This window comes from Pseudarthrobacter adonitolis, from assembly GCF_055412845.1.
Genome location: NZ_JBVAYW010000006.1, coordinates 51438 through 67524, shown reverse-complemented (window position 1 = coordinate 67524; position 16087 = coordinate 51438). Strand labels below are relative to the sequence as shown.

Sequence of the window (16087 nt, the reverse complement as noted above, 5' to 3'; positions counted from 1 at the left end):
GTCCAGTCCGTTGCGCCGGTCGGCGGATGCGCGGACGATGATTCCATGAGCGGAAAGCAAACTCCAAACCGACGCCGGACCTGGATCATCGCTGCGGCGGCCGTTGCAGCGGTAGGACTGGTGATTGGGCTTGTGCTGTTCAAGCCCTGGCTCCTCTTTGTAGACGTGAGGGTGGATGAACAGCTCCCCATCGTGGCCAGCAGTCCCGCGCAAGCACAACCGACTCCGCCTACGCCCACACCCCTTGCGCCTACTCCGACGCCGGCACCCATGCCTGCAGGCCCGATGCAACTCGCTGTGGGTACTCTGATCAGCCATGAACACACGACCACGGGAACTGTCCGGATCGTCCAGCAGCCTGATGGTGCCAGGCTCCTCACGCTCGAAAACCTGGATACTTCCAATGGTCCGGATGTGCACGTCTGGTTAAGTGCCGCTCACGTGGTGGAAGGGACGGCCGGGTGGTTCACCGCCGGCTCCGCTGATTACTACGACCTCGGCCTGATCAAGGGAAACCAGGGCAATCAGGTTTACCAGATTCCCGCCGACGTTGATCTGTCGAAGTACCCGTCAGTTGACCTGTGGTGCGTTCAGTTCAGCGTGTCGTTCGGTGCTGCCGAGCTGGTCACCTGAGCCGGCATGTGGCCATGACGTGAAACGTCGCTGGCCGCCGCGTCCCCCAAGGAGCGCGGCGGCCAGCAACGACTATTTTTAGCACAGTTCCAACGCGGCCCCGGTGTCACAGCGCGGACCAAGCGTAATGTCCCGGCGTAGAGCCCCGGATCATTCCCGTCGAGGGTCAACGTTCGTTGCTGCACCGGCGGGAGTGGCGCCGCCTTCACCGGACCAGTCCTGGCCCTGGTTGTCACTGAACGCGGGATCGGAGTCGACGTCAGATGTCCCCAGGTTCACTGTTTCCGGGTGCGTGCTGTGGGCGGGAACGTGGTCACCAAGCGCAGCAGCCGCAGCAGTACCCGGCGCAGCGGTGCCGGCGGCACCTACCGAGGCGCCGACCTCGGACGTTTTGGACTTGCTGGTACCAGACGGGGCGTCGTGGTGGACGGCGGAGCCGATAACCGTGCCCGCCCGGCGCGCGGCCTCACTCAGCTGGTCCGCCACCTCGGGAGCTTTCTCCTTGATGGCCTCCGTGGCGGCATTGACCTTGTCCTGGACCGGCTTACTTTCCCAGATTCCCGCCGCCCTGACCTTGAGCTTGTCGTACGCTGCCCGGCCGGACCGCGATCCCAGGACGTAACCCGCCGCGATGCCAATACCCAAAAGAAGTTTAGATTTCATAGTGAACTCCTGCTCGTTGAGAAGGTGTCGGTCCCCGATCCGCTTGGCCGGGGAAAGAAAACCGGCCCCGGGATGTTGTCCCAGGGCCGGTTTTTCATGCCGGTGACGAAACTAGCTGCGGACGCTCCGCTTCGTGACCATGCTGTAAACCAGCAGCACGATGATCGAGCCGGCGATCGCGAGCAGCCAGGTCTGCAGCGAGAAGAACTCCTGCAGGCCGGTACCGAAAATCATTCCGCCGAGCCAGCCGCCGAGGAACGCACCAACGACGCCCAGAACGAGGGTGATGATCCAGCCGCCACCCTGCTTGCCCGGAAGGATCGCCTTAGCGATCGCGCCGGCAATAAGGCCAAGAATCAAAAATGCAAAGAAACCCATTTTTTCGTTCCTTCTTCCTACATCAGGGAGGTGCCCGGATACTGGGCACGCTTCTTCCCTCTGCCCCAATACTAATCATGCTTACTTTCTTTTTGCCACTCTGAATCCCCATGGACAGCCAGTTCGGGCTCTCTCAGTGCCCTGTCGTGTCCGAGTCGTTGCCGGCGCCGGGCCCCTCGTCCAGGATGGCAAGTTCCGCGAGATCCTGCCGATCCAGGGAGAAGTCGAAGATGTCCAGGTTCTCGCGCATCCGCTCGGGATCTCCCGATTTTGGAATAACTACAAGTCCCTGCTCAATATGCCAGCGCAGCACCAGTTGGGCCGGCGTTTTGTCGTATTTCTCGCCGAGCTGGGCAAGGAGAGGGGCGGTCAGCAGGCTGGCCCCTGACCCGCCCAGCGGGCTGTACGATTCTGTGACAATTCCGTGCCGGGCATTGAACTCACGTTCTGCGTCGCGGGTAATCGCAGGGCTCAACTGGATTTGGTTCACGGCCGGCACCACGTCGGTTTCGGCCAGCAGTCGTTCCAGGTGTGCCGGCTTGAAGTTGGAGACGCCGATTGACCGGACTTTGCCGTCCGCCTGCAGCCGTTCGAACGTTTTCCACGTCGAGACGAAATCACCACGAGCAGGGAGCGGCCAGTGGATCAGCAGCAGGTCCACGTAGTCCAGTCCCATGCGGGTGAGCGACCCCTCCAGCCCCGCCACGGCGCGGTCCTGGCCCTGGAATTCGCCGTCCAGTTTGGTGCTGACGAAGATTTTACCCCGGTCCACCCCGCTGGCGCGGATGCCGTTCCCAACACCTTCCTCATTGCCGTATTTCACTGCCGTATCGATGTGCCGGTACCCGGCTTCCAGGGCATGTACGACGGCGGTAGTCACCTGTTCGTCGTCCAGCGGCCAGGTGCCGAGCCCCAACTGCGGGATGCCGTGGCCGTCATTGAGCGTGATGAGCGGTGAGAGAGTCATTTCAACAGTCTGCCCCCAATTAGGCCGTCGCGTCTTCCTTTTCCCCGGGCTCCCAGTGCAGCAGGTCCCGGGGTTGGCAGTCGAGGACGTCGCACTGCGCCTCAAGCGTGGTGAAGCGCACGGCTTTGGCGCGGCCGTTCTTGAGTACCGCCAGATTGGCCGGGGTGATCCCGATCCGGTGCGCCAGGTGACCTGTACGGTGGCGATGCCGATATTCGATTGATCTGGCAAGAGCCTGGCGAGGGCCAGGCAATGAGGCTCGGCTCGAGCGCGCGGACCTGCCTGCGTTCCTGCCCGGTTGCTCCAGTCCGAGGCCGGCAAACGACGCCTCTCTCACGGCATGTCGGCGGGTTGGCCAAAAGCAACTGGGCAGGAGCGCCCGGGCCTGCCGGGAGAGAGGCTAGTTACCGTGGTGCATGCCGGATTTCAGGAGCACAATGCAAGGGTTAGCGGTCTCCCTAATATCGTCGAGGAATCAGGTCAACATCGTGGTTGAAGGACGAACTGTTTCACGACGACGCGGAGATGCACTGGCCGCAATCCGGGGAAGTTGTGCGCGGCGCGGAAAACCGGCGGGGAATCTACAACACCTTCCCGCAGCTGCCCACCATCACGCCACGCCGCATGCTGAGCGGCGGGAACCTGGTGGTGGCCGAAGCTCTGCTTCTACAACGGGCCGCAGTATGAAACGGTGTTCATCTTCGAATTTCGGGACGGCAGGATTGCCAAGGAGACGGCCTACTGGAGCGAAACCTTCGAGGCGCCCGGATGGCGGGCCCAGTGGGTTGAAAAGCCTAGCGCCGGGGCACCACTGGTCTAGCGCCGGGGCACCACAGGAGGCGCCGCGGCCGCGCCGTCAGTCAGCCGCCTTTCGCGCCCACCTGATCAGCCGATCACTCAGGTCCATGAACGATTGGTCCACCACCTGCAATTCGGGGTGGCTGTCATGCCAGTCAACGATCTCCCGGGTCCCGTCCGCCAGAGGAACGGTGGCCGCAAAGCCCGGCACCAAGGATTTGATCTTGGCGTTGTCGAAAACTACCGAGTGGGCGCGGTCGCCCAGGAGGCTTGGCCCCAGATGGGGGCTGTGCCTGGCGCCGTGCGCGGCGATGGTTTCCGAAGGCACGTGGACCAATTCCGGTTCGGCAACCCCCGCCGCCCGCGCAAAGAGGCCGTAGATCTGGTTCCAGGGCAGGTATTCATCCGACGTGATGGTGTAGCTCTCGCCCACTGCCTGCGGCAGGCCGAGCAGTCCCACGAAGGCCTTCGCGAAGTCCCTGGCATGGGTCACCGTCCAGAGCGAGGTGCCGTCACCATGCACCATGACGGGCTGGCCGGTGCGCATCCGGTGAATATCTGTCCAGCCGCCCACCAGTCCCACTTTCGTGCGGTCGTACGTATGCGAGGGACGCACCACGGTGACCGGAAAATCATCTGACCGGTACGCCTCGAACAACAGGTCCTCGCACGCGATCTTGTCCCGTGAATACTGCCAGAACGGGTTTTTCAGCGGAGTGGATTCCAGGATCGGCAGCCGGGTGGGCGGTTTCTGGTAGGCCGACGCCGTGCTGATGAACACGTGCTGTCCGGTCCGGCCGCGGAACAACTCCATGCTGGACCGCGCCTGATCCGGGGTGAAGGCTATAAAGTCCGCGACGGCGTCGAACTCCCTGCCCTGCAGCACCGCCCGCACAGCGTCCTGGTCGCGGATGTCCGCGTGCAGAACCTCTGCGCCATCCGGTACCGGCTTGCCTGATTGGCCGCGGTTGAGGATGGTCACCCGGTGTCCCAGTACGACGGCGCGTTCCGCCGCTGCGGCGCTGATCACCCCGGTGCCGCCGAGGAAGAGGATGTTCCGTGGTGCCACGGTGTCGGCCGCGGTATCCAATGGATTCACCATGCGTAGTCCTCCGGTGCGGGGCGGTGGCCCGGGAAGATGTCGTCGAGCCGCTTGAGGGCGTCGGCGTCGAGCGTGACCTCCAACGCCCGGATGCCGGCGTCGAGCTGTTCCTGCGTGCGAGGTCCCACGATCGGTGCGGTGACCGCTGGCTGGTGAAGCAGCCAGGCGAGCGCGATGTCGCCGGGTTCATGCCCCAGGACGTCGGCAAAGTCCTCAAACTGCTGGATCTGGTCCCGGTAATTCTTAAGCGTTTCTGCAGCGCGTCCTTCGGTGCGCCGGACGCCCGCGCGTTCCTTCTTCAGGACACCGCCCAGCAGTCCGCCCTGGAGCGGGGACCACGGGATCAGCCCAAGGCCGTACTGCTGTGCCGCGGGGATGACCTCGAGTTCCACTTCGCGGCGGAACAGGTTGTAGATGGACTGCTCGCTGACCAGCCCGGTGTAGTTCCGGCGCCGGGCGGCTTCCTGTGCCTGGGCGATGTGCCAGCCCGCGAAGTTGCTGCCGCCCGAGTAGAGGATTTTTCCCTGCTGAACGGCCACTTCGATGGCCTGCCAGATCTCGTCCCAGGGAGTGTCCCTGTCAATGTGATGGAACTGGTACACATCGATGTAGTCCGTCTGGAGGCGCTTCAAGCTGGCGTCCAGGGCGCGCCGGATGTTCAGCGCGGACAGCTTGGACTCGTTGGGGCGGTCGGTCATGGTGCCGTACAGCTTGGTGGCCAGGACGGTCCGTTCGCGGCGCTCACCGCCCTTCGCGAACCAGCGGCCGATGATCTCCTCGGTCCAGCCCCGGTGCCCGCTGCCGCCATAGACGTTGGCCGTGTCGAAGAAGTTGATGCCGGCGTCCAGGGCCGAATCCATGATGCTGTGCGCGTCAGCCTCGTCGGTGTGCGGGCCGAAGTTCATGGTGCCCAGGCACAGGCGGGAAACTTTCAAGCCGGAGCGGCCCAAGTGAGTGTACTGCATGCTACAGCTGTGTAAAGGCCGCGACGGCGGGATCGGAACCGATGCGCGCGCCCCGCTCAAGGGCGGTGATGGAGGCGAGTTCGTCGTCGGACAGCGTCAGAGACGCGGCCGCGAAATTCTCCCGCATCCGGGCCGAGTCAACCGACTTGGGGATGACGATGGTGCCCGCGGCAAGGTGCCAGGCCAGGACCACCTGGGCGGTGGTGGCGCCGTGCGCCTGCGCGACGGCGGTAACGGCGTTTCCGTTGAGGTCCCCGCCCTGGCCGAGCGGGCTGTAGGCCTCCACCGCAATACCGAGGGCCCGGCTCTTGGAGGACAGTTCGGCCTGCTGGTAGCTGGGGTGCAGCTCAATCTGGTTCACGGCGGGAACTACTTGCGTGGATTCCAGTAGAGTGTCCAAGTGGTCAGAGAGGAAGTTTGAGACGCCGATCGCACGGATCTCCTTGTCGGCATACAGGTTCTCCAGATCCTTCCATGCTTGGACGTAGAGCCCCTGCGACGGAACCGGCCAGTGGATGAGGTAGAGGTCCACGAAGTCAAGACCCAGCGCCTTGCGGGTATCCTGGAATGCGTCCCGGGCGCGGCCCTGGTCGCCGTTGCGGAGCTTGGTGGTCACGAAGATTTCCTCGCGCGGGATGCCCGAGGCGGCGATGGCCGCTCCAACGCCTGCTTCGTTGCGGTACCCGGCGGCGGTGTCGATGTGGCGGTAGCCGGCTTCGAGGGCATCCTCAACGATCCGCTGGGTGTCTTCCGGCGGGACTTGGAAAACGCCGAAGCCGAGCTGGGGGATGGTGACGCCGTTGTTCAGCGAGATTTCTGACATGGAGGACTCCTCGTAGTGCTGAAGGGTGGTTCCCGGCGGTGATGTCCGGCCGGAAACCGCTTTCGGGGATTGCTCCGGTACGAGCCTATTCAAATTGCCGGCTCCCGTCAGCCTGTAACCGTCAATCGGGTTAAAGCAGTGATGGCCGCGCCTAAGGACGAGGCCATAACTGCTAAAACTCAGGCACGGTCAGCCTTCGTGTCGGAAACCGAGCTTGATCCGCACCTGCCAGTCGGCAACCTGGCCGCCTTCGAGGTGGCCGCGGATTTCCTTCACTTCGAACCAGTCAAGGTTGCGCAGGGTCTTGGAGGCCTCGGCGATCCCGTTCCGGACCGCCGCATCCACGCCTTCTTCGGAGGTGCCGACAATTTCAGTAATGCTGTACGTGTGGTTGGACAACTTCGCTCCTCGTGATCGCCTTCGATTCCCGGTTGCGGGCCGTCCTTGAACACTAGTGGCACTTCTCAGGCGTGGCCAGACCCAGTACAGCGGATTGGCCGCTGGTCACGGAGCTTCAAGGACCAGGTTCTTGAGGTCATCCAGGGTTTGCTGCATGTGCAGCTCCATGGCTTCCCGCGACCGGCTCGGATCGCGCGATTCCAGCGCCTCCGCAATGTTCTGGTGGTGCCCGATAGCGTGCTCCTGGATGGTTGGCACCGCGGATGTTTCGGCCCGGCGCTTTTCCAGCACCCGGTGCAGCGGCGCGAAAAGGACCGCCACAAAAACGTTCTCCGAGGCGTACAGGATCAGGTCGTGGAATGCCAGATCAGCCTCCACAAAGGCGGCAACGTCGTTGACCTCATGGGCGGCCCGCATCGCCGCTACATGGCCGAACAGTGCCTGCAGGTCCGCGTCACTGATCCGTGCCGCCGCGAGCTCGCAGGCCCCGGTTTCCAGCATTCCGCGCAGTTCAATGAGCTGCACGGAGGCGGCGGCTTCGTTCTGGCCCTCCGACGCCGCCCGCAGGACAGCTTCCAGCGAAGCCCAACGGTTAAGCGGGTTGACGAACGTACCGCGGCCGCGTTCCACGCTGAGGATCCGCTGCGCTTCCAGGGTTTTCATGGCCTCGCGCACGGTCATGCGACTCACTTCGTGCCTGGCGCTGAGTTCAAGCTCTCCGGGCACACTGGATCCGGGCGGAAAGTCACCGGCAATGATCCGGTCCAGGAGTTCGTCTGCAACAACGCCCACCAGTGATTTCCGTGCCATTTGTCCCCCGTGCCGCCGTCGCCAGATATGTCTGACAAGTCTACTTGCGCGCGTTTCTATGTCCTGTGGACGAAGACCGGGCCTTCGGCGCCGACGAAGCCGGCGCGGAACTGCTGGCTGTTGCGGTGGGGAACGTCCACGGCAAGTACAAGGGCGAGCCGCAGCTGCGCTGGGACGTCCTGCAGGACATTGGCGTGCGGACACACATTCTCCTGGTGCTCCACGGCGGCGTCCGGCATTCCGGCGGGGAGCTGGTCAAGACTGCCGCGATGAACGTCGGCAAAGTGAACTTCAATACCGAACTCCGCACCGGCGTGCTGGGCCACTGGAACAGCTCGGCCAGGGAATTCGCGGGCGCGCAGCTTGCATTATCTGGACAAGAACTCGGGGATGCAGGTGAGTGGGGAGGCTAGGATCAGCACATGATCCTGGCCTCCCTCGTTTTTGCGTTCATCGCCGCAGCGCTCCACGTGTACATCTTCACCATGGAGTCCCTCACGTGGACCAGGCCGGCCACGTGGAAACGCTTCGGCCTCGCCTCCCAGGCCGACGCCGAGACCACCAAACCCCTCGCCTACAACCAGGGCTTCTACAACCTGTTCCTGGCCATCAACGCGTTCATCGGAGTGGGCTGCGTGGCGCTTGGCCCCGACGCCTCGGCGCAGCAGATCGTCGGCTGGACGCTGATCTTCAGCTGCTGCGGCTCCATGCTGCTCGCCGCCGCGGTGCTGGCACTCAGCGGGAAAAAGTACCTCCGCGCCGCGGTAACGCAGGGGGCGACGCCGTTGCTCGCCGTCGTGCTTGGGTTGCTGGCCGTTACTGGCTGACTGACACTGCCGAGGCGACGCGGTGCCCGTTTTCTGGCCGGGAGCACGCTTTTCTGGCCGGGAGCGCATCGCGGGCGGACAATTGAGTCAACAACAGCATCGGCGCTTGTAGGGACTGCACGTGAGTGGTGTGAAGGAAGAGGGTTCAACCCCACGGCGTGGGCCGGCCAAACGGTCCAGGCCCGCCCCGCAAGGTGAGCAGGCGGTCCAGCGCGACCTGGTGATCGACCTTGTCCGGTTCGTCTGCCTGGCCCTGGTGGTGGTGGGCCACTGCATGATGGTTAGCCCCGTCCTGCACGCGGATGGCACTGTGACCACCGAAAATACGCTGGGCGATCAGCCCTGGTTCGTGCCGGTGATCTGGATCTTTATGGTGATGCCGCTGTTCTTCGTGACCGGCGGCACCACCGGGCTGCAGTCCTGGCAGCGGCTGAAGGCCCACGGCGGCACCGGCGTCGAGTTTGCCCAGGCCAGGCTCTTGCGGCTGATCCGCCCGGCGGCGGCACTCCTGGCGATGATGTTCCTGGGCCTCTCGGCGGCGCTCCTTCTTGGCGTGGACCCCCAGGTGGTCCAGTTGATGGCCACCGGAGCCGGCATGCCCCTGTGGTTCCTCGCCGCCTACCTGGCGGCCCAGCTCAACATCCCGCTCCTGGCCCGGTTCCATAACCGCGCGCCCTGGCTGACCGTTGCCGTCCTGGCCGCCCTCGTGGTGGCCGTCGACTCCTTCCGCGGAGCCCTCCCGATGCTCGCCTACGCAAATCTTGTCTTCCTCTGGTGCGCCGTGCAGCAGCTCGGCTTCCTGATGGCCGACGGCCACCTCGCCAGGTTCACGCGCTCCGGCCTGGTTGGGCTCATCCTTGCGGCGAACCTGCTGCTTGGCCTGGTCACCGGCCTGGGCCTCTACTCCGGAAACATGCTGGTCAACCTTAATCCGCCCAACCTCTGCCTGCTGCTCCTGGGTGTATCTCAGGCTGCCGCTCTTCAGCTTTTCCGGCCGGGGCTCGGCTGGGTTTCCGGCGTGCGCTGGGTCCGCGCGGTGGTCATGGTTGCCGGCCGCCGCTCCATGACCGTGTACCTCTGGCACCTGCCGTTGCTCGTGGCCATGTCCGGGCTCCTGCTCCTCACCGACTTCCCCAAGCCCGCGGCAGGCACCGCTGAATGGTGGTGGGCTCGTCCGCTCGTCCTCCTGGGGGTTGTCGCTCTCCTGCTCCCGGTGCTGGCCGCGTTCGGTCGCCTGGAGGAACGTCCGACGGCGTCTGTCCACACCCGCGGCCGGCCCGCCGCCGCGGTGGTGACGGCCGCCGTCGTCGTCTTCATTCCGGTGGCGGACGCTGCCCTCAACGGTTTGACGCTTGGCCTGCTCGGAGGCGGCGCAGCATGCTTTGTGTTGGCCGTCCTGCTGCTGGGCAGGATGCCGGAACGCGTCTCCGGCGATGGTCGTGCCGAACGGGTCGACCACGAGGGCAGCCAGCCTGACGGGCCATTGCCAGCGGGGCCAAGTAGTGCCAATGTCGAACCATGACTGAGAACATGATTTCCACAGAGGACAAGTTCAGCCCCGACGTCTCGCTGTCCAGGGATGACGAGCATCACCGCTACGAGCTGCGGGTGGGCGGGAAGATCGCCGTCCAGTCCTTCTTCCGGGACCTGCCCGGACACGTGGATTTCCTCCACACCGACACCGCCGAGGACTTCAAGGGCCAGGGCCTGGGCAAGGTGTTGGCTCACTTCGCGCTCGACGACGTGGTGGCTTCGGGTAAGCGGATCATCCCGCATTGCCCGTTCATTGCCGGCTACCTCCGTGCACACGAGGGCTACGAACAGCACATCGACTGGCCGGACAACTAGGGCGAACGGTCACCTAAGCCCCGGAAACTCCCTCGGAGGGCCTAAGGTGTCCGTTCGCGCGGAGTATTTTGCACCCGAATAGCGATCGGGCGAGTCAATGACGCGCTCCCGACCGGAGGAACACCCGTATTCCCGCGGCTTAAGATAAATAAGTCACTAAAGTTTGACGAAAAGGTTCACCTAAGTAAGGCTTACCTTGCTAAAGACAACCCCCAACGTCGAACTAAGGATGACCACTGTGCCGCTGCTGCCCCGTGTTGATGAGATGTACGTGGATGAAAATCGGGTGAGCGAAACCCTGCCCGGGCAGGATTTCGGCTCCCGCGTGGAGCTGGCCCTCGCTGCCAGCAACCATCTGTTCAACACCCGGAACTCCACCCGGTACGTGGCGCAGGTGCTGCAGGGCGTCAACGCCGTGGCCACCAAACTCGACCGGACCACCCGGCCGTTCACCGGCGTCGGGCCTGCAGAAATGGAGGCGCGCATCGGCGCCGTGGACTTGGACCGGCCGCTCCCGGACACCGCCGCGGCCCTGGAAGAGCTTGAGAGCGTCTACCTCCGGGACGCCATCTACTTCCACGATGCCAAGTACGCGGCCCACCTGAACTGCCCAGTGGTGATCCCGGCGCTGGTAGGGGAGGCCATCCTGTCCGCGGTGAACTCCTCGATGGACACCTGGGACCAGAGCGCCGGGGCCACCATGATCGAGCGCCGGCTCATCGACTGGACCGCCGAACGGCTGCAGCTGGGGGCTGCAGCCGACGGCGTGTTCACCTCCGGCGGCAGCCAGTCGAACCTTCAGGCACTGCTGATCGCGCGCAATCACGCCGTTGCCGGGCTGCGGCAGGAGCCGGCAAACGCCGGACTCCGGCTGCCCGCGCTGCTGGAAAAGCTGCGGATTTTCACATCAGCAGACAGTCACTTCAGCATCCAGAAGTCCGCGTCCATGCTCGGCATGGGCTTCGACGCCGTCATCTCTGTCCCCTGCGCCGCGGACCATAAGATGGACCCGGCCGCGCTCGCTGAGGCCATGGCGGAAACGCACGACGCCGGGCTGGTACCGATGGCGGTTGTGGCCACGGCCGGGACCACCGACTTCGGTGCCGTGGACCCGCTCGCGGACCTCGCCACCCTGGCCCGCGCCTACGGTGCCTGGTTCCACATCGACGCGGCTTACGGCGGCGGGCTGATGGTTTCCGGCCGCTACCGCCACCTGCTGGACGGGGCCCGCCTGGCCGACTCCGTCACGGTGGACTTCCACAAAACGTTCTTCCAGCCCGTCAGCTCCAGCGCCCTGCTGGTCCGGGACCGCGCCATGCTGCAGCACGTCACCTACTACGCGGACTACCTGAACCCTGAAAGCGCCGCCCTGGCCGAGATCCCCAACCAGGTGGACAAGAGCATCCAGACCACCCGCCGCTTTGACGCGCTCAAGCTGTGGCTGACCTTGCGCATCATGGGCGCGGATGCGATTGGCGCCCTGTTTGATGAAGCGATCGATCTCGCCGCACGCGTGGGATCCGTGCTGGCTGCCGACGACGACTTTGAGCTCGCCGCCGACCCGCAGCTCAGCACGCTGGTCTTCCGGTACCGCCCCCGCGTGTCCGGGGCTGTGTCCGGCGCCGTTGCGCTTGCCGGCGCCGGCCTTGCCGATGCCGGTCTCACCGACGCTCACGGCCGGCTTTCCGAGGATGCGGCCGACACCCTCAACCCGGCCGTCCGCGCGGCAGTCTTCGCGTCCGGGCAGGCCGTGGTGGCCGGCACCAAGGTGGCTGGCAGGCACTACCTGAAGTTCACCCTCCTCAACGCCGAAGCAACCCTGGAGGACATCAGCGAGATCATCGAGCTGCTGCGCCGCACCGGCGCGCAGCTGCTGGCCAACGCCAGCACCAGCGAGGTGTCCGCATGAGCACCTCCACCGAACCGCGCATTTTCGACTTCGCCGGCATCGGCGTCGGGCCCTTCAACCTGGGCCTCGCCGCCCTTAGCGAGCCGGTGGACGGGCTGGACGGCGTCTTCCTGGAGCAACGGGAATCCTTCGACTGGCACCCCGGCATGATGCTGGAGCCGGCCCACCTCCAGGTGCCGTTTATGGCGGACCTGGTGACACTGGCCGACCCCACCTCGCCGTATTCGTTCCTGAATTTCCTCAAGCAGACCGGCCGCCTCTACCGGTTCTATATCCGCGAAAACTTCTATCCGCTGCGCGCGGAGTACAACCAGTACTGCCAGTGGGTGGCCGGCCAGCTGCGGTCCGTCCGTTTTAGCACGGCTGTGCTGGATGTAACGTACGACGCCGGCGTGTACCGCCTTTCGGTGGAAGGTCCGGAGGGGCCCGAGGTGCTGCTGGCCCGGCGGCTGGTGCTGGGCACGGGCACTTCACCGTACGTGCCGGCGTCCTGTGACGGAATAGTCGAGGCGGCCGCGGACGGCGGGGGACTTGTCCTCCACAACGCCGACTACCTGTCGAGGAAGAGTGAGCTGCAGGCCAAACGCAGCATCACCATCGTGGGCAGCGGCCAGAGTGCCGCGGAAATCTACTACGAGCTCCTGCAGGACATGGACACCTACGGTTACCAGTTGAACTGGGTCACCCGGTCCGGGCGCTTCTTCCCGCTGGAGTACACCAAGCTCACCCTGGAGATGACCTCGCCGGAGTACGTGGATTACTTCCATGGGCTGCCTCAGGACCAACGCGACGGCCTCATTAAGAGCCAGAAGAACCTGTACAAAGGCATCAACTCCGAGCTGATCGACGCCATCTACGACCTCCTGTACACCAAGAGCCTCTCCGGCATGGTGGACACCCAGCTCCTGACCCACTCATCGCTCACCGGCGCCGTGTGGGATTCTGCCGCCGGTTCCCACACACTGCAGCTCCGGCACGAGGAGCAGGGCTCGGATTATGTGCTGGACAGCGAAACCGTGGTCCTGGCCACCGGCTACACCTACCGGGAGCCGGACTTCCTGGCCGGCATCCAGGACCGGATCGCCAGGGACTCCGCCGGCCGGTTCGCCGTGGCACGCAACTACAGCACCGGCGTCGAACCCGGCGAACTATTCGTCCAGAACGCCGAGCTGCACACGCACGGCTTTATCACCCCGGACCTCGGCATGGCTGCCTACCGCAACTCGTGCATCCTTCGTGAGATCACCGGCCGCGAGGTCTATCCCGTGGAGCGCAGCATCGCGTTCCAGCAGTTCGGCGCACCCCAGCCCGGCCCGGGCTCCAGGCCGGCCGGGCTAAGCGCCGAGCCGGTTCCCACCCAGAGTGTGGAGGTGTCCGCATGAGCTTCACGTTCCGCTGTGTTGACGCCGTTGCCGATGCACGCCTCCTCCACAGCTGGGTAACCCAGCCGTACGCGTCGTTCTGGGGGATGCTGTCCTCCACAGTTGACGGAGTAGTGGAGGAATACTCGAAAATCCAGGCAACGGGGCATCACCATGCCTTGCTGGGGATTAACGACGACGGCGTCCCCGCCTTTCTGATGGAGGAATACTTGCCGGCAGCCTCGCCACTGGCCGCGGTCTATGCCGTGCAGGAGGGCGACATCGGCATGCACCTGCTGGTGGCGCCGCCGTCGGGAGATCCCAAACCGGGGTACACAGCCGCGGTGATGGCCGCCGTGCTGGGGCGGTTGTTCGAAAAACCAGGCGTGGAACGCGTGGTGGTGGAACCAGACGCCAGAAACTCCAAGATCCATGTGCTCAACGAGCGGCTGGGCTTCCGGCCGGCGGGGGTGGTCAATCTGCCGGACAAGGATGCGCTGCTCAGCTTCTGCACAAGCCAGGACTACCTTGCCGCCCGCGCAGCCCTGCGCCACCCCCAAGACCTTTCCCATGACCTTTCCGCCCCGATCCACCAGGGAGCATCACTGTGACCACCATCGAGCTGGACCCCGCCGTCGTTGATCCCGCCGCCGACATTGACACCGCCGACATTGACGCCGCGGCCGACCGGCCGGACAGCACCGCGAACACCGTTCCCCACCTGGCGCCCGAGCGCTGGGCTGCGGCCAACCGTCATCTGGTCCGCAAGGCGCTCGCCGAATTCCTGCACGAACGCATCCTGGAGCCGCAGCGCCTGGGCTCCGGCGGGGGTGCCACAGGTCCGGAGAAGCCCGCGGTGTACGTGGTCCGCAGCGACGACGGCCTCACAGCATATTCATTCACGGCCCGCGTGCTTGAGCTGGAGCACTGGTCGGTGGACGCCGCTTCGATCCACTGCACGCGCAGCGGCGAGGATGCCGCCCCCGATGCCCTGCGTTTTATCACCGACTTCAAGGACACCCTGGGCCTCCGCGAGGAGATGCTCCCGGTATACCTCGAGGAGATCAGCAGCACGTTGGCAGGCCACTCCTACAAACAATGGCTGGGACAGCCGTCCGCCGAAGAACTCGTGGCTGGAGTCACCGGCGGAACCGACCCCGCGGCCGACTTCCAGGCCATCGAACGCAGCATGACGGAGGGCCACCCGTGTTTCGTGGCCAACAACGGCCGGCTGGGCTTCGGCATCAGCGACTACCGGGCGTTCGCGCCGGAGACCGGAGCTCCCGTTCGCCTGGAGTGGATCGGGGTTCACCGCAGCAAGGCTGTCTTCACTGCCAGCGCCGGACTGGACTACCGCGCCCACCTGGAGGCCGAGCTCGGCGCCGCTGCGCTGCAGTCGTTTGACACCGAATTCGCGGCCCAGGGCGTGGACCCCGCACAGTATTTCCTGATGCCGGTGCATCCCTGGCAGTGGGAGAACAAGCTCACCATCACCTTCGCTGCCGAAATCGCCCAGCAGCACATCATCCACCTGGGGACCGGCGCAGACAGCTATCAGGCCCAGCAGTCCATCCGCACGTTCTTCAACACGGCCGTGCCCGCCAAGAGTTACGTCAAGACGGCGATGTCCGTCCTGAACATGGGCTTTATGCGGGGACTCTCGCCGCAGTACATGAAGGCAACCCCCGCCATCAATGACTGGCTGCAGCAACTGATCCGGTCAGACGAAGCCCTGCAGAAGCGCGGCATGGCTATGATCAGCGAGATCGCGGCGATCGGCTACCACAACAGCTACTACGAGGCCGCGTCCGCCAAAGGCTCGCCCTACCAGAAGATGCTGTCGGCGCTGTGGAGGGAAAGTCCGCTCCCGTTGCTCGAGGACGGCCAGCAGCTTGCCACCATGGCGTCCCTGCTGCACGTCGATGCGGCCGGCAAGCCGATAGTGTCTGCCCTGATCGAGCGCTCCGGACTGGAACCCGCCGAGTGGCTGCGCCGCTACTTCGAGGCCTACCTCGTCCCGCTGGTCCACTGCCTGTACCGGTACGAACTCGCCTTTATGCCGCATGGCGAGAACGTGATCCTGGTGCTGGACAACGGCGTGCCCGTGCGGGCGGTTATGAAGGACATCGCTGAGGAAATTGTGGTGATGGGGCACCGGCTGGACCTGCCCGAGGCTGTATCGCGGATCCAGGTGGACATTCCCGACGGCGAAAAGGTGCTGGCCATCTTCACGGATGTGTTCGACTGCATCTTCCGCTTCCTCGGTGCCCTGCTGGTGGAGGACGGGAAACTCAGCGAGGAGGAGTTCTGGGGCACGGCCGCCCGGGTCATCCGGGACTACCAGGCCGAACACCCGGAGCTGACGGACCAGTTCGCCCGCCACGACCTGTTCGCCGCGGACTTTGAACTGTCGTGCCTGAACCGGCTGCAGCTGCGGAACAACCAGCAGATGCTTGACCTCACGGACCCGTCCGGCGGGCTGCAGATGGCCGGCCGGCTCGCCAACCCGCTCGCCAGGTTCGCGTAGCGTCGGATTCTGCTCCGTCATTCGCGGGTTTTCGGCCAGGTGGACCCGTGATTCCGGGCCCGGTCCCGGGGCAAACC

At 64.8% G+C, this 16087-nt stretch carries 18 protein-coding genes and 1 pseudogene; 10 read left to right on the top strand and 9 right to left on the bottom strand.

Features of this window, described 5'->3' with window-relative positions; translation table 11 throughout:
• Positions 1-45 precede the first annotated feature (45 nt).
• The gene (locus ACZYZ4_RS08755; RefSeq protein ID WP_463859995.1) at positions 46-633 is read left to right on the top strand and encodes a DM13 domain-containing protein; all 588 of its coding nucleotides are present in this window, start codon (positions 46-48) and stop codon (positions 631-633) included.
• 150 nt (positions 634-783) lie between these two features.
• Here the strand turns inward: ACZYZ4_RS08755 and ACZYZ4_RS08750 are convergent, their stop codons facing one another.
• The 4 genes from ACZYZ4_RS08750 to ACZYZ4_RS08735 form a co-directional block, all read right to left on the bottom strand.
• Entirely contained in the window at positions 784-1296 is a 513-nt protein-coding gene (locus ACZYZ4_RS08750; protein WP_463859993.1) for a hypothetical protein, read from the bottom strand.
• 111 nt (positions 1297-1407) lie between these two features.
• The gene (locus tag ACZYZ4_RS08745; protein WP_463859991.1) at positions 1408-1674 is read right to left on the bottom strand and encodes a GlsB/YeaQ/YmgE family stress response membrane protein; all 267 of its coding nucleotides are present in this window, start codon (positions 1672-1674) and stop codon (positions 1408-1410) included.
• Between the two features lie 133 nt (positions 1675-1807).
• Positions 1808-2641: an aldo/keto reductase gene (locus tag ACZYZ4_RS08740; protein WP_463859989.1), complete on the bottom strand. Its 834-nt coding sequence runs from the start codon at positions 2639-2641 to the stop codon at positions 1808-1810.
• A 19-nt stretch (positions 2642-2660) separates the two neighbouring features.
• Positions 2661-2861 carry a helix-turn-helix domain-containing protein gene (locus ACZYZ4_RS08735; RefSeq protein ID WP_463860237.1) on the bottom strand — a complete coding sequence of 67 codons (201 nt, stop codon included), beginning with the start codon at positions 2859-2861 and terminating at the stop codon, positions 2661-2663.
• A 272-nt stretch (positions 2862-3133) separates the two neighbouring features.
• On the opposite strand from ACZYZ4_RS08735, the gene ACZYZ4_RS08730 reads away from it, so the two are divergent.
• On the top strand, positions 3134-3328 hold the full coding sequence (locus tag ACZYZ4_RS08730) for a nuclear transport factor 2-like protein (protein WP_463859987.1): 195 nt from the start codon (positions 3134-3136) through the stop codon (positions 3326-3328).
• Between the two features lie 169 nt (positions 3329-3497).
• Here the strand turns inward: ACZYZ4_RS08730 and ACZYZ4_RS08725 are convergent, their stop codons facing one another.
• From ACZYZ4_RS08725 to ACZYZ4_RS08705, 5 genes are all read right to left on the bottom strand, one after another.
• The gene (locus tag ACZYZ4_RS08725; RefSeq protein ID WP_463859985.1) at positions 3498-4541 is read right to left on the bottom strand and encodes an SDR family oxidoreductase; all 1044 of its coding nucleotides are present in this window, start codon (positions 4539-4541) and stop codon (positions 3498-3500) included.
• Positions 4535-5506: an aldo/keto reductase gene (locus ACZYZ4_RS08720; protein ID WP_463859983.1), complete on the bottom strand. Its 972-nt coding sequence runs from the start codon at positions 5504-5506 to the stop codon at positions 4535-4537. Before ACZYZ4_RS08720 ends, ACZYZ4_RS08725 begins: the two co-directional genes overlap by 7 nt.
• Position 5507: 1 nt before the next feature.
• The gene (locus tag ACZYZ4_RS08715; protein WP_463859981.1) at positions 5508-6329 is read right to left on the bottom strand and encodes an aldo/keto reductase; all 822 of its coding nucleotides are present in this window, start codon (positions 6327-6329) and stop codon (positions 5508-5510) included.
• A 189-nt stretch (positions 6330-6518) separates the two neighbouring features.
• A complete protein-coding gene (locus ACZYZ4_RS08710) occupies positions 6519-6728 on the bottom strand; it encodes a dodecin (protein ID WP_463859980.1) in 210 nt (69 codons plus the stop codon).
• Between the two features lie 105 nt (positions 6729-6833).
• Complete coding sequence (locus ACZYZ4_RS08705; protein ID WP_463859978.1) at positions 6834-7538, bottom strand: FadR/GntR family transcriptional regulator; 705 nt, start codon at positions 7536-7538, stop codon at positions 6834-6836.
• 68 nt (positions 7539-7606) lie between these two features.
• On the opposite strand from ACZYZ4_RS08705, the pseudogene ACZYZ4_RS08700 reads away from it, so the two are divergent.
• The 8 genes and pseudogenes from ACZYZ4_RS08700 to ACZYZ4_RS08665 form a co-directional block, all read left to right on the top strand.
• A pseudogene (locus ACZYZ4_RS08700) lies at positions 7607-7951 on the top strand (class II fructose-bisphosphate aldolase); the annotation flags it as partial.
• Between the two features lie 9 nt (positions 7952-7960).
• On the top strand, positions 7961-8365 hold the full coding sequence (locus tag ACZYZ4_RS08695) for a DUF1304 domain-containing protein (protein WP_463859976.1): 405 nt from the start codon (positions 7961-7963) through the stop codon (positions 8363-8365).
• Between the two features lie 121 nt (positions 8366-8486).
• Positions 8487-9887 carry an acyltransferase family protein gene (locus ACZYZ4_RS08690; protein ID WP_463859974.1) on the top strand — a complete coding sequence of 467 codons (1401 nt, stop codon included), beginning with the start codon at positions 8487-8489 and terminating at the stop codon, positions 9885-9887.
• Complete coding sequence (locus ACZYZ4_RS08685; protein ID WP_354250032.1) at positions 9884-10213, top strand: GNAT family N-acetyltransferase; 330 nt, start codon at positions 9884-9886, stop codon at positions 10211-10213. The genes ACZYZ4_RS08690 and ACZYZ4_RS08685 overlap by 4 nt, the downstream gene beginning before the upstream one ends.
• Positions 10214-10478: 265 nt before the next feature.
• A complete protein-coding gene (locus tag ACZYZ4_RS08680; protein WP_463860235.1) occupies positions 10479-12122 on the top strand; it encodes a pyridoxal phosphate-dependent decarboxylase family protein in 1644 nt (547 codons plus the stop codon).
• The gene (locus tag ACZYZ4_RS08675) at positions 12119-13504 is read left to right on the top strand and encodes a lysine N(6)-hydroxylase/L-ornithine N(5)-oxygenase family protein (protein WP_463859971.1); all 1386 of its coding nucleotides are present in this window, start codon (positions 12119-12121) and stop codon (positions 13502-13504) included. Before ACZYZ4_RS08680 ends, ACZYZ4_RS08675 begins: the two co-directional genes overlap by 4 nt.
• Complete coding sequence (locus tag ACZYZ4_RS08670; protein WP_463859969.1) at positions 13501-14094, top strand: GNAT family N-acetyltransferase; 594 nt, start codon at positions 13501-13503, stop codon at positions 14092-14094. The genes ACZYZ4_RS08675 and ACZYZ4_RS08670 overlap by 4 nt, the downstream gene beginning before the upstream one ends.
• Before the next feature lie 59 nt (positions 14095-14153).
• The gene (locus tag ACZYZ4_RS08665) at positions 14154-16010 is read left to right on the top strand and encodes an IucA/IucC family protein (protein WP_463860233.1); all 1857 of its coding nucleotides are present in this window, start codon (positions 14154-14156) and stop codon (positions 16008-16010) included.
• Positions 16011-16087: the final 77 nt, after the last annotated feature.

What these genes read in the sequence shown, in the direction of transcription:
- ACZYZ4_RS08755 (WP_463859995.1), top strand. Translation starts at nt 46, where the DNA reads ATGAGCGGAAAGCAAACTCCAAACCGACGCCGGACCTGGATCATCGCT.
- ACZYZ4_RS08750 (WP_463859993.1), bottom strand. Translation starts at nt 1,296, where the DNA reads ATGAAATCTAAACTTCTTTTGGGTATTGGCATCGCGGCGGGTTACGTC.
- ACZYZ4_RS08745 (WP_463859991.1), bottom strand. Translation starts at nt 1,674, where the DNA reads ATGGGTTTCTTTGCATTTTTGATTCTTGGCCTTATTGCCGGCGCGATC.
- ACZYZ4_RS08740 (WP_463859989.1), bottom strand. Translation starts at nt 2,641, where the DNA reads ATGACTCTCTCACCGCTCATCACGCTCAATGACGGCCACGGCATCCCG.
- ACZYZ4_RS08725 (WP_463859985.1), bottom strand. Translation starts at nt 4,541, where the DNA reads ATGGTGAATCCATTGGATACCGCGGCCGACACCGTGGCACCACGGAAC.
- ACZYZ4_RS08720 (WP_463859983.1), bottom strand. Translation starts at nt 5,506, where the DNA reads ATGCAGTACACTCACTTGGGCCGCTCCGGCTTGAAAGTTTCCCGCCTG.
- ACZYZ4_RS08715 (WP_463859981.1), bottom strand. Translation starts at nt 6,329, where the DNA reads ATGTCAGAAATCTCGCTGAACAACGGCGTCACCATCCCCCAGCTCGGC.
- ACZYZ4_RS08705 (WP_463859978.1), bottom strand. Translation starts at nt 7,538, where the DNA reads ATGGCACGGAAATCACTGGTGGGCGTTGTTGCAGACGAACTCCTGGAC.
- ACZYZ4_RS08695 (WP_463859976.1), top strand. Translation starts at nt 7,961, where the DNA reads ATGATCCTGGCCTCCCTCGTTTTTGCGTTCATCGCCGCAGCGCTCCAC.
- ACZYZ4_RS08685 (WP_354250032.1), top strand. Translation starts at nt 9,884, where the DNA reads ATGACTGAGAACATGATTTCCACAGAGGACAAGTTCAGCCCCGACGTC.
- ACZYZ4_RS08680 (WP_463860235.1), top strand. Translation starts at nt 10,479, where the DNA reads ATGTACGTGGATGAAAATCGGGTGAGCGAAACCCTGCCCGGGCAGGAT.
- ACZYZ4_RS08675 (WP_463859971.1), top strand. Translation starts at nt 12,119, where the DNA reads ATGAGCACCTCCACCGAACCGCGCATTTTCGACTTCGCCGGCATCGGC.
- ACZYZ4_RS08670 (WP_463859969.1), top strand. Translation starts at nt 13,501, where the DNA reads ATGAGCTTCACGTTCCGCTGTGTTGACGCCGTTGCCGATGCACGCCTC.